A 15,288-nucleotide genomic window follows, 5' to 3' on the forward strand; every position below is an offset into this window, starting at 1 on the left:
GAACTGTCGCGTTATTGTTTGATAGATAAATCAGCACAACCGAAATGAGTGCTGCACCACCTAGCAAGTAAAAATCATGTGTTTTCATAGCTAAAAAGCCTCTGTTATATGAGCAATATGCAGTGGAATTAATAGCAAGACGTTTGGTTAAATAACCAGCTAGATTCGGTCAATGGGGGCATGTATTCGGTAAAATTCGGTGCATTTAGTGATAATCGGACATAAAAAAACCGCTGAATGCGGCTTTTAATTTGGTGACCGGTAACATCAATTAAACACATTTCGCAAGTCTAGCTGTTCGACATTGCCCCATCCTGGTAACTTTTTGATATAGGTTAACGGTTCGAGGGCGGCGATTTGTTCAATCTCTATCGAACATTCTTCAGCCATGCGTTTAGCATCGGCTTTAGCCTCTTGGATCCCGATGATCTTATAGGGTGATTGACTAAGCACAGTTTTCGGTACTTCGGTCGACCGCTGAAACACGGTATGAATGACTAAACCAAATTTTCGGCCACCGGTTAAACATTCACCAAGGGCGCTTTGCTCTTTGCCCGTGGTATCACACCATTTGGCAACCTCTTCAATCACTACATCAAGGCGGCGTGTTCCGTCTGCGGCATGCCACATCAATTCACAGAACCACAGCATTTCAGTTCGACTCGGTTTAGCCGGCTTGTATGCAATTCGGAATGGTCTTTTTGTTCCCCAGGCATCAAAAAAGGCAATAGCAAACGCTTTACGGCTCGAATAGTGATACACACGCTTTCCTGCAAAGCCGATATCAAGCTTTGAGCCTGTTTGGTAAACATAATCACCATAAGGGTCAAAAATCGCGAGACAGGGCGATTTAGGCATCATTTCGGCATATTGCACAGCAACAGACTTACCGCCGCCCGTCCCTGCCGTGTAACAGCAATGAAGTGCTTTCAGTTGGTTGTTTTTATTAATGGCCATGATTTTTTATCACCTCCCGCTGTATTTGGGCGATCACTTCTGGCGAATAGCTGCGCCGTTCGCCGGCAATGAGTACCGTTAACGTGCCGTTGACATACTCAAGTTCAAAATCAATCAGCGCACCGTTAAGCGTTAAACCGGAGAGAAAACCCGATAACACATCAAATTGCACGTCTTTGGTAAAATCGGGATTATTCGTCATAGCTTACCGCCTCGGCTTTTTTGGCTTTTTCTTCCTCGGCCAATTCTTTTGCCTGAGCGCGTTTTTGCGCTTTGATGTTCGACACAACCGATACGCCAAACAAGCACACCCCTTTTAAGGCAATAATCTCAATGCGGTATTTCATTACCGCTTTCATCCAGGGCGGCATATTTTCAAAGTCTTTACCGTACTTGACGATAAGCGGCGCTAAATCCTCAGACAATAAATCAATCTCAGTGCTGGTAACTTGAACATTTGTGCGAGTAATAAGGCCACAAACATACATGATCCCCTGTGCGCCATTAGTGACCATCACACGAGCAGCTGCAACCGTGATTTTATCAACTGCATCTGATTTTTCCGGCTTGTTGTCGCGTTCTTGACTTTCTGCGCGGCCAATAAACTCCTCGAGCTCATCATTTGACGTTTCGAGCGTTTCCGTTGCGCTTTGTTGGCTGGTTTGTGCTGCCATCCCATCGGTAAACACTGGGACACTTTCAGCTTGTTCTTCTAATTCCATATCAATCACCGTTAATTCATTGAAGCGCGTACACCGAACGCGGCCAAAACAAGACACACACCGCCACCAATCCACCAACCTAGCTTGCTAGATTTGGTTTCATCTTGTTCCTGGTCTGGTTGCAGATTTTCGGGCGGTACCCAATCAGCTAACTGATTTTCGGTATCGGCTTTGGTGTTGGTTTCGGTTGGGTTTGGTTTAGTTGGTGCGGGTTCTGGTACCAGGGCGGCTAACTCTGCATCTGGCGCAACCATATTTTGCCGCCAAAATGCCTGAATAGCTTCACCGCTACGCTGATCCATTTTGCATTTAGGGCAATAGGTATACAGCAATTTTTTACCGTTTGAGCGCTGGCGAACCTCCATCTCACTTGAGCAGGTATCACAGCGCATCTTGCCGACAATATCAGGATTGGTTTTCTTCATCGATAACCCCTGATTTTATGAGTGCTTGCCGGCCAACTTCAACGTCAGATTGCAACATTAAAACCTGGTGCATGAGTTTCTCAACTTCGACAATAATCGCACCGGTTAAGGTTATCGCGTCTTGAGCGGCGTTTTGCATTACTTTGGATTTAGCATCGAGTCGATAAGCTGGAATTTTATCAGCCTCGGCCATACGACTTAAAATATCGTTTAGCTGATCTGATAATTTTTGCGGTGGTTTTACCATTATGATTCAGCCTCCCATTCGTTAAGTAAACGGGCGCTTTCTTCATGGATAGCAAACACAGTCTCATAATCAAGACCGGTGAAATTAAAAGCGGGTTCAGCTGGCGCTGATTCAGTGATTGCGGTTGGTGTTTCGGTTGCAATGCTATCGTCCAGGCTTGGAGCTTGTTTTTGTGCCTGAGCTTGTAACACTTTAACGTTTGGTCTGTTTAATTTACGCATTTGGTACCCTCTACCGTTTGGTTGGTTGAGGGTTGTCTCAATACATAGGCTACCAGTTAACCAAAAAAGTGCAAATTTCGATTTGATTTATCTTTCTTGCCAAGCCATCGCGAAGCGATAAGCCCCGCAGGGACACCAAGCCATGCTTACAAACGAAGTCAGACGGCCGGAGGCAAAACCAAGCAACGCGCACCGCTTTGATACTGTCCCCTAGCGCAGCTAGGAAATGGACAGGCATCATCAAATTAATGCTTTATCCCCAAGCTTGCGAGGGGTAAAGCATTAATAAGACTCTCTCTCTTTATGTAATAAAGACACTAGGAAGAATGACTATGATGTATAAATGTTCGGTGTATATACTCGGAGTAGTTATTTCGCTAAATCACAGCTTATGCACAACCTTATCCACAGCTTGGTTGGGATTCGGTCTATCTGTTTGGGTTCGGTTTGGTTCTATGCCTGGTCGTTCAGTAGATAAATCTAATACAACTTAGTTAAATTGATGGTTATTTAACCAAATTTGGTAATTTCGGATCGTGAAAATCCGCATTTAAGCGGCTTAATTTGGTTTTATTCGGTTAATTTGGTGGTTGTGGGGACGGTATAGCGGCTTTAACACGCTTAAATTTGGCAAGTAACGTTATGGGAGTGAGTAAATATTTGACCGGCTTATTATAGCGTATTGATAGCTTCATAACGGATTTTTTAGCCGCGGCGTGTGCTTCTGTGAATGCTTTTTTCAATCCTGCAGCAGTTATGTATTTAAGCGTGATCCGTTTAATTGACGCTAAACACACATAAGCAGGTTTACCGTTCGTTATTGTTAGGCCTCTTGGTTGCGTTGACTCAAGCCAGCCATTTTCTATTATCCGTGCTGCGCACTGTTTCACTCTCCAAAGCGGTAGATTGCACTCTTTTGCTATCTTTTCCCATGTGTAGAGAAAAAAGCCATTTCGCGCTATTACACCAACTTTACGAGTGCGTAGGCACATATTGCTGACTAATGTGTCCATCACTAGCGCAATATCACGTAAAAAGCGCTTTTGTGTGGCACGGCCGCACGGGGTTAGCAATGCAACTTGCCCCGATGGATTAGCGAGATAGGTTTTCCAACGATCACGATTGAGCGCCGCAAAGGGGCGCTCAAAACGTTTTTTAGTTGGCGTAGTCTCTTTCACTGACTACGCCTCAAACTTGCCGCTGTGTTGGTACGACTGCATGATTAATCGCTGATATACACAAACGATTTCAAAGGCATCACGAGCGCTTTTGATTTGATTGCGGTCTAAATACCAGGCCGCCATATCAAGATAGGTGTCAATTTGATTTTTAAAATAAGGATTGGTGACGCTTGGACTAAATGACTCACTAGCTTGATGAGCGAGTCTATAAAACTGTTTTGGTGAGCTAATAGTGATTTGCATAATGGTGTCTGTCCCTGGTGTTGTGTGCAGTCCCGTTAAAATGAAAGGGCGGCTGTGCACACCGCCCTATCACCGAGACAACCCATTTTATTAACCAGCATTTAGCAATGTGACTACAAAACGCTGACGGGGAGACGATACAAACTAACCAGTTTATATGCAAGACGTTCAGTTCACGTTCATGTTCAATAATCCATCATATTTGTCTCATTTTGAGACAGGTGCTAATATACCTACGTGACTACAAAACATGGATTTATAACAATGCATTACGATGAGCTTTTATCGCGCGCAATCGCCCGTGCATCCGAGCGCGGAAGCATTCGACAAGCCGCGCTAAAAATAGGGATTACTGATGTTTCCCTAGGTCAATTCATAAGATGGAGGGAAACGAACAAATTCCCCTCAGATGAAGTGTTAAAAAAGATTGCAGATTTAGCAGGGGATGACAAAATAAAGTCTCACTTTGCGACTATGGCTGCAAAGATAAAAGAACCTGATATTTCAAAAGCTTATGAAGAACTCGCCTCTTGATTTGAGGCTTTTTTTGTTCGTATGCTGTATATTATGTTAAATAGAGTATTTGTGTAAGGTAATCAAATACTGTTTTGTGATATTCGACATTGAGATTGAAACTTGATCCCACTGAAATTTGAATTGCTCTAGCCTACACCACTATTGGCCTAGAGCCATTTTTCATTGATATCAGGAAAACTGAGATTCAAATTTCACGTGAGATCTAGCTATTCTGGTTGCAGAAAATAATGCCAAAGAGAAAAATGTTCCTGACATTCCTGTAATCCGCGCCTACGTAAAATCTGTACGAACTCGACTAACGCTGTTTTTGATGTCTATGATTTTGGTGTGAGTTTTTGGGGAAATGTGATGGCGGGAAATAAATTCAGTACTTCCCGCTCTGGTCTTAAGATGGCATGAGTGCATGCCATCTCTGTTTAGCGGTACAACAAGACTTTAGTGTCCTGTAGCTGTTGGCGGAGTTTGAGACCATTCCTGCATAGCCTGGTCTCCTGGACGATCGATTTTAACTTTATCGCCCTCAATTGAAGTTACCCAGCTCAGCGGAATGTAATGGTGTTGACCGCTATCATCTTTTTTCAGCTTGAGGGTGTCGGTGCCCTCCATATGATCTACAGTAGCAAATTGACCATCTTCGGAACAGACAACAGGCATATCAGGTTGAATTTGGTTGGTTTGAATCATAGTTTCTCCTCAGGGCTCAGTACAAGCCCTTCTATTTATAAATGTGCAATCAGTAATCTGACAAGCTTAACTAATCGGGATTGTCTTTGACTTTAACTGCAATAATTGGTTACTTAATGTTCCTAATCGCACAGTAAAATCATACCGATAAAACCAAATGCAGTCTGTTCGACAACGAACAGACTGCATATCTAAATCCTCTGTTACCATTGATGGTCAACTCGAATAATACATCTATTCGTCTATCGTTTTAGTTTGCCTGTTAGGTCGTTTTAATTTTATCGATTGCCACTAAAGTGAATAATTTCATCAACGTTTCAGTTGATGAAATTATAAATATTCAGAATGTTTGTTTAACCATAACATTCTAAAATAGTTAGTTTTCTTCATCTAAAGTCATCAACGACGTATTACCACCAGAAGCGGTTGTATCAATGCTAACGGTTTTTTCTGTTAATAAACGTTGAATGAGATTATCAAAATACTCTGAACTAATAACCGGTAAAATTGCGCCTTGACGCTCGGCTAGTCTGTCACTGATATAATGTTTTCGGTCACAATGACTATCAACAACAACTCCTGATAACGCCGGATGTGCCAACAAAGTGGTTAAATGACCTAACCGAGTAACTTGAAAAACATTCTCATCAGCACCTGCTGTAACGAACTTATCTCTAATGGCTAGCGCTTGATCATAAAATAAATCAGAAACCACCGAGATAACGGTATTTCCGGTTGCCAAAGCCGTTACGATAGAGAGCATCCAAAAATGGAAAGTTACATTTTTATCAGCAAAGCAGATGATATTACCGCGGTTTTCTAAATAGAGAATATTAGACTCACCTGTTGGACCTGGAAGTGTTGTTGGCTTTTGCAGATGTTTTTCAACAGCCACTAATTGTGAATTAGCGGCTGTCAAAGTACGATTTAAGTCATCGGCTAAATCATCAATACTATCGATATTAGCCATTTCGACTAACATTTGACGAACAAAAGCAATACGCTGATTTAACTCGGTCATGCGCCAGATTTTTTCTGCTACATCCGCCCTATCCATCAATAATTCTGCTTCTGCTTTTGATCCCGCATCGCTCACTAAGGCATCGACTTGCGAAGGCAATAAGTTAAATTTATCGGCATCGGGAGTGGCTTTCTCTTTCACTAAACGCGTTAAATAATAGGGGCCACCCGCTTTTGGCCCTGTACCTGAAAGGCCACGCCCCCCAAAAGGTTGCACCCCGACAATAGCGCCAATCATATTACGATTTATATATACATTACCTGCACGCGATAGTGTCGCCAAACGAATGGCTCGCTGTTCAATCCGGGTATGTATACCCATAGTTAAACCAAAACCGGTATCATTAATATCATCAATGACTTTTTCTATTTCATCGCCTTTAAAACGAATAATATGCACACAGGGACCAAAGACTTCATGCTTGAGCACGCTAATATTGTCTATTTCATAAAGTCGCGGTGCAAAAAAGAAATCTTCGTTTTGTGCTATTTCATTTTCTTCATTAGATATCGCACATTGATACAATAGTTGACCATGAGTTTTCATATAATCACTGTGAGCATTGAGTGATTCTAGCGCTTTTTGATCAATGACAGGCCCCACATCAGTGCTCAGTTTTTCTGGATTACCCACATGCAATTCTGCTAATGCGCCTTTAAGCATTGTAATAATCGTATCAGCAATATCTTCTTGCAAAAATAACACCCTGAGCGCAGAGCAACGCTGACCTGCAGACTGAAATCCTGAAGAAATAACATCATCAACTACTTGCTCTGGCAAAGCTGTGGAGTCAACTATCATGCAGTTTTGACCGCCCGTTTCAGCAATGAGAGGCACTTTTGCGCCGTCTCTATCAGCCAACGTTTGCGAAATCATAGTCGCTGTTTTAATTGAACCCGTAAAAATAACCGTTTGAATATGTGCATTAGGAATAATAATACTGCCTACTTCACTCCCCTTGGCAATAACCGCTTGTACAACCCCGTGAGGTAGTCCAGCAGATGTCATGAGTTCAATAGCGCGTAATGCAATTAAACTTGTTTGCTGGGCGGGTTTTGCCAACACCGTATTACCAGTAGCAATGGCTGCAGTTACTTGGCCTATGAATATCGCTAACGGGAAGTTCCAAGGGCTGATACATAACACCACACCTCGGGCTTCTAAACGATCATCTTCTGCAAGTTCAATCGCTTGTTGTGCATAATAACGACAAAAATCAACAGCCTCTCTGACTTCATCAATACCATCTTGAGTCGTTTTTCCCGCTTCCTTGATGCATAAGGCTATGAGCTCGTCCCTATGATGTTCGAGAATATCGCCGATACTGCATAATAAGGCTGCACGCTCCGATACAGGCTTTTGTGACCATGAGGCAAACGCCGTTTGAGCCGTATCTATCATCGCGAGCATGTCATCTTTGCTATGATGTCGCTGGAAACCAATGATTTCACTTTGCTTTGCTGGGTTTCTAATGGCTACAGCCCCTTCTGGGATATCACTCTCACAGAACTGGTTAGCTTCAACCCAGTTATCTAGTGATGTTTTTAACGGGGTAAGCATATTGATGTCGGTTAAATCTAGGCCCTTGGAATTATCTCGACCCACACCATTTTCATCATGGTATAACGCAATAGGTTTGATTATCTGGCCGTTATATTTGTCTGTTAAGCGAGTCATTTTTTCAACTGGGTCTTCAAGTAACGATTCGACCGGTTGAGACTCATCAATAATGGCATTAACAAAAGAAGAGTTAGCGCCATTTTCTAACAAACGACGGACTAAATAGGCGAGTAGCTCTTTATGAGGACCAACCGGTGCATAAACGCGACATTGAACATTTTCACTGGCAACAACTTGATCATATAAAGAACCACCCATGCCATATAGACATTGAAATTCAAAACTTGTTTTGTCATTGCCCGCCAGTTCAAGAATAGTCGCCACAGTATAAGCATTATGTGTCGCAAACTGTGGATAGAGAGTATCTCTATATTCTAGTAATTTTTTCGCACAGGCGAGGTAAGAAACATCAGTAGAAGCCTTGCGAGTGAATACCGGAAAATGCTGATAGCCGCCTTTTTGAGTGTTTTTAATCTGAGTATCCCAATAAGCACCTTTAACTAAACGCACCATCATTGTCCGGCCAACACGAACGGTTAACTCATGCAACCAATCAAGGATAAAAATAGCCCGCTTTTGATAAGCTTGCAGCGCCATAGAAAAGCCATTCCAACCCGCTAAATCGTCATCACTAAATACCGCCTCAATAACATCAAGGGATAAATCTAATCGCTCAGATTCTTCCGCATCAACCGTTAAACCAATGTTGTATTTTTTAGCTTGCAAACAAAGCGCTTTAAGCTTGGGCACAGCTTCAGTCATTACCCGTTGTTTTTGCGCAAATTCGTAACGAGGATGGATAGCAGAAAGCTTAACTGAGATACCAGGAACCCTGCGAGGATCGTCCTTACCTGACGCGAGTGAAACCGCGCCAATAGTATCTATAGCAACTTGATAAGCTTTAAAATATTTATCCGCATCATCCATGGTGCGAGCACCCTCACCTAGCATATCGTAAGAATATACGAAGCCTTGCCGATCTTGTTTGGTAGCATGCTCTGTTGCAGCTTGAATCGTTTCGCCCATAACAAACTGCTCACCCATAATTTGCATGGCATAGTTCATTGCTTTACGAATGACAGGCTCTCCTAAACGACCAATAATCTTTTTCAATAAATCAAAACTATCTTTTTCGCGCTCATCAGCATAATCAACCATAGTGCCGGTAACTAATAGTCCCCAGGATGAGGCATTAACGAACAGTGAATCACTGCTGCCCAAATGACTTCGCCACTCACCTTGAGAAATTTTGTCGCTAATTAGGGCATCTTGAGTGTGTTTGTCTGGTACACGCAATAAGGCCTCGGCCAAACACATCAACACCACACCTTCTTCACTGGATAATGTGTATTCTGCGAGTAAGGCATCTACAGCACCGTTTCCTGACTCATCTCTACGTATTTTTAGTGATATTTTACGGGCTTTTTCCCACGCTCTGCTGGCAGCTTCAGGGTTAACCTTTGCTAACGGTAAAATATGCTCTACCGCAACACTTTCATCAATACGATAGAACTCGCGAATTTTCTGACGGATAGGAGAGTCCGAGATATTCGAATTATTAAAAAGCATGTGCTCACCTCAATATTAATAAATTGTATTTTGCAATGACTAGAGACATTTGATATCTAAGTGATACCTAAGATTTGATGACTAACGAGTAAATTATACTGATCTTTAGTTTTAGACTCTGCGCGTTAGCGTACTTTCGAGAATACGCTTGATAGTGGCTTTATTTTCGATTTTAATGTTTTTATTCAAAATGTTAAAAAATCTGAACACTGTGAATAACCTGTCATTTTTTTGCTAACGTCGCGGAGTTTTATTGCAGAGTCACACCAAGTTAAGGTCATAAAACCGATAAATTCGGCTTAGATTTGTTGAAATGTCGCATTATCTATATGGCTTGATGTGAATTCGCCGTTGTTGCCAAATTAACGCTAATTTGGTGGCTAAAATAACGTATAAAGTCAGCCACTAAACAGGCTTTGCTTACCAGAGGGAGCGCATTCTGCATAGTTTCTAATACGAAACCACTCAGCATGACGCTATGACTTTTGGTCTGAGGAGTATTGATGCTACAAATCGTCAATTTGTTTCATGTTACGTGCCAATAATCTTCCCTCAGCCTCTTGAACCGACAATATATCGTTAAGAAATTCCGTCACGGAAGGTGCACAACTGCACTTTTGCAGATACTCAAATAGTCCGACAATATTTTTGTGATATTCAAGAGTGACAATCGCTATTTCATCCGTATCCATCTTTTCAAACGGATGCTCACCTTCAGTGTGAATTGAAATAGCGAGTTTTTCGTAGTAATGCCGACTATAAGTGTTAAGCGCACTGTTGTTACCACTGTCTTCGAACTTTTTCATTATCTGCGCCATTTTTTTTTCGTGCTCTGAAATGTACTTAAGCAGCAATCCAACTCTTACACTATCGCTTTTTAGTGCACAATTTGCTGCAAAATAGTGCAGTTCTTGGTGCATGTTTTTAGTCCATTGCATAACATCGTGAAGTGTTTCTATTTGCATATTATCCTCAAAATTGACGCGTTTAGATCACTTTGCTGTGCAAAGTGAAGCGCCTGCCTAGCATAAAAATAAAAAAATGGTAAAAAAATATCACCATCTGTGGCTTAAATTGCAATCACTTTGAACTCATTCAGTCTATGCAACATTATGTATTGGCTACATAAATAAGAGTTAGCGACCACAATTAACTCATGATGTTAATGCTCATCATACGTGTATTTTATTTTTCACTCTGTTCGCTGCCGCACTCAGCTTGGCCTGAATATTTGTCTAAGCTACATATTTAGACACCTTACCGAGAATAGTATGACCCACATAAAGCCATTAGAATTATTGGTGTGGATTGGGCGATATCATCAAAGATGTCTACAGACTCATTGAAAAATATCCTGTTATCTTTGGATGGGACGAAGCTGAATGAGATGAACGCTTGGCTAGTAAATTCATTTTAAAGTCAGTGCGCAAAGTGTAATGGTTTAATACAAGAAACCGACAAAAAGCCCAAAGATAACACCTGAACAACGGATTAAAGAGTTAGTACTCATGAGCTGCACTAAAATGAAAAAACTGTAGCCTACAGTGCTGTATTGCTGATATTAGGAGAAAGCTTGTAAGAGAAAGTTTGATGCCTATTTTTCATATAAGCACGATACTCAAATACAATAATTAGACTTGGTTGGTGATATTGATCTTAGCGCCACCGTAGTACGTAATTAAGGTTCGTTGGTTACAGACTTTGCTTTAAACTACAAACACACGGTATAAGTACTATATACACATTACTTTTTAGGGAACAAGACCATGTACATGATAGTTAAGCACACCCACCTGACAATAATTGCGCTGACGTTTATATTTTTTATCATTAACTTTGTGTTGACGATGAGAGGCTCTGACAAGGTCAATAATAAACTGCTAAAGATAGGTCCTCATATTTTGTATGCTCTGTTTATCTGCACCTTTGTTTACATGATTATCGTTAATCCATTGAACTTGTACCCGTTTGTGAACGGTTGGGCATCGTCTAAATTAGGTGGTTTTGTACTTTATGTACTCTCAATTACCTTTACGCTTAAGTGGGCAAAATCAACGCTATGGCGCATTGTGGGTTTAATTAGTACGATATTTTGGTTATTGATGACTGCACGATTGGGTTTTGCCCATCATCTTAAATCGAAAGGGATTGTTGATGATGCTAATGCTTATCTTGAGTTGGGACAGTCTATGTTAACAGGCATTTGTTAGATAATGTCGAGTAAGGTGGCTAATTAACTTTAGCCACTATTGGTCCATCGTGTTGATTCATTCGGTGTTTATTCCAGCAGCAACATTACCCCTTCTACGCACACCTTAGAATAAAAATCTTAGTGTTTACCTCGATTTATCTCATTTCATGTTCTACGCAATAGCCGTTTTATTGACTCTAAGTCAATAGGCGCATTTTGCTTATCGTCGCCCTATCCTACTGGCATCTGCCTAATTAAGCGATTTGAGGTATTAGGCTTTCAAACTGGTCAATTGGTATAGGTCTACTGAACAAGTAACCTTGAAAATTACGGCACCCTTGGCTGATTAAATATTGCTGTTGTTGTTCAGTTTCTACACCTTCTGCAATTACACTTAAACCTAAGCTCTGTGCCATCGAAATAATGGTCTTAACAATGGTTTTATCGTTACTATCAACACAGAGTTCACGCACAAATGACTGATCAATCTTAAGCTGATGTAATGGAAGTTTTTTGAGATATTGTAACGATGAATAACCGGTACCAAAATCGTCTAACGAAAACTGGATACCTATAGCCGCTAAAGTATTCATTTTTTCGATAATGGTTTGAATATTATTTAACAGTACACTTTCAGTTAATTCAATTTTAAGTAATTTAGGATTAACACTATATTTATCAATACTTTTTTTGATTATGTCGACAAAATCGGCTTTATGGAATTGTTTGGCGCTGACATTGATGGATAATGATAATCCTGCTGTATTAACATGTTGCTGCCAGGCATTGAGTTGCCTACAGGCCGAATCAATAACCCACTGTCCTATTTCGATAATCATGCCGGTTTCTTCTACCAACGGGATAAATTCTAAGGGGGACACTATGCCGCGCTGTGGATGGTTCCAACGGATCAGGGCTTCGGCGCCCACGGGGGTGTTTGAGCTGTCGACTTGTACTTGGTAATACAATTGGAATTGATTATGTTCTAGTGCAATGAGTAAATCGCGTTCAAGCACCACTCTATTGATAATGCTGATTTCCATTTTAGGGTCAAAAAAGCAGACAAGGTTTCGACCTGATTTTTTGGCTTGATACATGGAAATATCAGCTTGCTTGAGTAACTCATCTGGGGTGGTATTATTGCCGAGAAACAAAGTCGCGCCAATACTGGTACTGGTCGAGTAACTATGGCCTGCTATAGTGTAAGGCTGGTTAATGGTATCTAAAATAGCCGTGGCAATCGCTTTTATCTGTGTGGCGGCAACAAAAGCATTAGAATGAATGCCTTCTAATATGATCACAAACTCATCACCGCCAAAGCGAGTGACTGTATCACCTTCACGGATAATATTGATAAGTCGATTGGCCACTTGTTGCAATAACAGGTCACCAATATCATGTCCTAGGGTGTCGTTGAGTGTTTTAAAATTATCCAGATCAAGAAATAATATCGCACCATAATACTGATTCCGATCACTAAATATTAATGCTTGTTTTAACCTATCATCTAATAACCGCCGATTGGGTAATTTCGTTAGCGGGTCAAAGTAGGCTAGTCGCTCTATTTGAATAGCGTCTTCTTTTTGCTTGCTGATGTCTTGAACCATTGCCAGAACGTAGTCAATACTGCCATCGTTTTTACGCACACAACGAACGACTAACATGGTAGGGATCACTTTGCCTGTTCTGCTAATAAAACGTTTTTCTAGACTATAGCCATCAATTTCATTGGCAAGTAACCTGGTGAATTGGGCTTCATCAGCCTCTAAATCATTAGGGTAGGTTAAATCATTCCATGTTAATTTTTTCAGTTGCTCTTCGGTGTATTCCAGCATCTTACACAAACAAGGATTGATACTGATCAAGCCTTTATCTGGTGACGTAACCGTTAAACCGACCAAATCTAAAGAATAAAATGAGGCTAATTGAGATTCCCTTAATGCCAAGCTATCCAGCATTTGATCAAATTGTTTAGCAAGTAACGAAGCTTCATCAGTTCCCTTCATGTTGACACGTAAATGAGTGGCGCCAGTTTGGACTTTGTCGGCTACTTTTTGAATGATATACAAACGACGAGTTAAATAACGACTGGCTAAGGTGGTGATTAATACACCAAGTAAAATGGCAGTAAGTGCATAAAAGAAACTGTTTATTTTTATTTGGTTAATCTCTTCTAAGTAAGCGCGTCTATCTAAATCAATCACCACCCAGCCAATTTCTCGATCAGCTAATACAATGGCTTTAGTTACATCAATACTACTATTAGAATAATGTATCTGTTGCAGATCATTGTCTTGGTTGAATGCATCGATATACAAACCCACTTTAGTTAAATCTGTATGTGCCAACACTTGGCCACGTAAATCGATGACGATAGCTTGCTTTAAGTTAGGGTATTTTGAGACACCATTGACGATTTCCTGCAGACCGCTGACATCTCGCGAGGCAACCCAAATAGCAGACGAAGTCGCTAAAGTATCAGCAAGTGCAATAGCTTGATCTTTATATTGTTCAACTTTAATTTTTTGTTGGCGATGAGTGGTATCCCAGACAAATAATCCCATCATCAAAGTGATGATGAGCGTCATGCCAATCATCATTTGTCGGCGCAATGTGCCTAATAGAATACGTTGCAATTTTTTAATCATTGATTGAGCTTTCCACTGGACGCACTTTACTCTCAAAATTATTTATATAGCTGCGTACAACATCGTAATCAGCATCTTCAGCCTGAGTAAATCTAGCGGTTTCCATACCGAGCATAATCGCCTTACCTTCTGGTGAGTCTGCTAAAGTAATCAGTAAATGTTGTATTTTTTGACTAATCTCTTTAGGAAAGTCATCACGTACCATAACTGAGTTATTGATTAAAGATGGTGTTTGCCAAATAACTTTAAGCTGGTTTGCTTTTTCTGGGTGATCTTTTTGAAATAATCGCCAAGGAAGTGGCCAAGTTGCTGCTGCAGCTACCTTACCAAGATATGCATTCATGATTGAAGACTCTTGTGAACCCACATAGATATTATCAAGATCTTGGTTAATATCGATTCCATTAGTGTACAAAAAATACTGTGGCATAATTGTCGCAGCAAGCGCTGTTTGTGCAGGATAACTCACTCTTTTACCCTTCAGCTCAATTGGTTTTTGGATATTATTGTCTTTTCTTACAATAAAAATCCCTTTGAAATCATCAGCATCACCAGCCATGGCAATCACTCGATATCCGTTGTCCCTAGCCTGCAAGGTCTGCCATGGATTAGGCAGTAATAAATCTGGCTTTCTGTCGCGGATTTTTTGTTCATAAGAGGCATAATCGATTGATGCTTCGAGTTCAATATCAATCTCAGGGATTTTAAGATTGATATAATCAATCAGCGGTTGATAAGCTTCGAATAACTTTTGCGGATTGTGTAAAGGGTGAATCGCAAATCGATAGGTTAACGCGGTATTATTACTAGGCGAACGACTGTACTGCAGGGCTTTTTCTGTAGCGGGTTGTTCGCAAGCGAATAGCAAAATGATAATTAAGGTAAAGAGATATTTTTTCATAAAAAATCAATTTGTTATTTTCATAATAATCATAGTAGTTTTATATTTGAAAAAAGTCACTTTCTGGATACATTATATTAACTTAACCACGAATAATTTAGCCGTTTGATATCAACTAAAA

The 15,288-nt window shown here is 40.7% G+C and carries 15 protein-coding genes; 2 read left to right on the forward strand and 13 right to left on the reverse strand.

What is annotated here, in order from left to right:
* Positions 1–267 precede the first annotated feature (267 nt).
* The 8 genes from H5114_RS11075 to H5114_RS11110 all read right to left on the reverse strand — a co-directional run bounded on the left by H5114_RS11075 (position 268) and on the right by H5114_RS11110 (position 3,996).
* Entirely contained in the window at positions 268–957 is a 690-nt protein-coding gene (locus H5114_RS11075; protein WP_182722938.1) for a hypothetical protein, read from the reverse strand.
* On the reverse strand, positions 947–1,159 hold the full coding sequence (locus H5114_RS11080; RefSeq protein ID WP_182722939.1) for a hypothetical protein: 213 nt from the start codon (positions 1,157–1,159) through the stop codon (positions 947–949). Before H5114_RS11080 ends, H5114_RS11075 begins: the two co-directional genes overlap by 11 nt.
* Positions 1,149–1,679 carry a hypothetical protein gene (locus H5114_RS11085; RefSeq protein ID WP_182722940.1) on the reverse strand — a complete coding sequence of 177 codons (531 nt, stop codon included), beginning with the start codon at positions 1,677–1,679 and terminating at the stop codon, positions 1,149–1,151. Before H5114_RS11085 ends, H5114_RS11080 begins: the two co-directional genes overlap by 11 nt.
* 11 nt (positions 1,680–1,690) lie before the next feature.
* Positions 1,691–2,104 carry a hypothetical protein gene (locus H5114_RS11090; protein WP_182722941.1) on the reverse strand — a complete coding sequence of 138 codons (414 nt, stop codon included), beginning with the start codon at positions 2,102–2,104 and terminating at the stop codon, positions 1,691–1,693.
* Positions 2,085–2,351 (reverse strand): hypothetical protein, encoded by a 267-nt coding sequence (locus H5114_RS11095; protein ID WP_182722942.1) that lies wholly within the window; start codon positions 2,349–2,351, stop codon positions 2,085–2,087. The genes H5114_RS11090 and H5114_RS11095 overlap by 20 nt, the downstream gene beginning before the upstream one ends.
* On the reverse strand, positions 2,351–2,572 hold the full coding sequence (locus tag H5114_RS11100; RefSeq protein WP_182722943.1) for a hypothetical protein: 222 nt from the start codon (positions 2,570–2,572) through the stop codon (positions 2,351–2,353). The genes H5114_RS11095 and H5114_RS11100 overlap by 1 nt, the downstream gene beginning before the upstream one ends.
* 578 nt (positions 2,573–3,150) lie before the next feature.
* Positions 3,151–3,750: a hypothetical protein gene (locus H5114_RS11105; protein ID WP_182722944.1), complete on the reverse strand. Its 600-nt coding sequence runs from the start codon at positions 3,748–3,750 to the stop codon at positions 3,151–3,153.
* 3 nt (positions 3,751–3,753) lie between these two features.
* Entirely contained in the window at positions 3,754–3,996 is a 243-nt protein-coding gene (locus tag H5114_RS11110) for a hypothetical protein (RefSeq protein ID WP_182722945.1), read from the reverse strand.
* Between the two features lie 264 nt (positions 3,997–4,260).
* Between H5114_RS11110 and H5114_RS11115 the strand changes: the two genes are divergently transcribed.
* A complete protein-coding gene (locus tag H5114_RS11115) occupies positions 4,261–4,530 on the forward strand; it encodes a hypothetical protein (protein WP_182722946.1) in 270 nt (89 codons plus the stop codon).
* A gap of 438 nt (positions 4,531–4,968) precedes the next feature.
* Here H5114_RS11115 and H5114_RS11120 read toward each other — a convergent pair whose 3' ends face one another.
* From H5114_RS11120 to H5114_RS11130, 3 genes are all read right to left on the reverse strand, one after another.
* Positions 4,969–5,217, reverse strand: coding sequence for a DUF2171 domain-containing protein (locus tag H5114_RS11120; protein ID WP_182722947.1), 249 nt, complete (start codon positions 5,215–5,217; stop codon positions 4,969–4,971).
* Between the two features lie 376 nt (positions 5,218–5,593).
* On the reverse strand, positions 5,594–9,427 hold the full coding sequence (putA, locus tag H5114_RS11125; protein WP_182722948.1) for a bifunctional proline dehydrogenase/L-glutamate gamma-semialdehyde dehydrogenase PutA: 3,834 nt from the start codon (positions 9,425–9,427) through the stop codon (positions 5,594–5,596).
* Between the two features lie 506 nt (positions 9,428–9,933).
* Entirely contained in the window at positions 9,934–10,233 is a 300-nt protein-coding gene (locus H5114_RS11130) for a hypothetical protein (RefSeq protein WP_243640979.1), read from the reverse strand.
* A gap of 966 nt (positions 10,234–11,199) precedes the next feature.
* Between H5114_RS11130 and H5114_RS11135 the strand changes: the two genes are divergently transcribed.
* Positions 11,200–11,637 (forward strand): SirB2 family protein, encoded by a 438-nt coding sequence (locus tag H5114_RS11135; protein ID WP_259395283.1) that lies wholly within the window; start codon positions 11,200–11,202, stop codon positions 11,635–11,637.
* Between the two features lie 235 nt (positions 11,638–11,872).
* Here the strand turns inward: H5114_RS11135 and H5114_RS11140 are convergent, their stop codons facing one another.
* Together H5114_RS11140 and H5114_RS11145 are read right to left on the reverse strand one after the other, a co-directional pair.
* A complete protein-coding gene (locus H5114_RS11140) occupies positions 11,873–14,266 on the reverse strand; it encodes an EAL domain-containing protein (protein WP_182722950.1) in 2,394 nt (797 codons plus the stop codon).
* Entirely contained in the window at positions 14,259–15,167 is a 909-nt protein-coding gene (locus tag H5114_RS11145) for a phosphate/phosphite/phosphonate ABC transporter substrate-binding protein (RefSeq protein WP_124014885.1), read from the reverse strand. The genes H5114_RS11140 and H5114_RS11145 overlap by 8 nt, the downstream gene beginning before the upstream one ends.
* Positions 15,168–15,288 lie beyond the last annotated feature (121 nt).

The organism is Shewanella sp. SR43-8 (assembly GCF_014163775.1).
Classification (GTDB): domain Bacteria; phylum Pseudomonadota; class Gammaproteobacteria; order Enterobacterales; family Shewanellaceae; genus Shewanella; species Shewanella vesiculosa.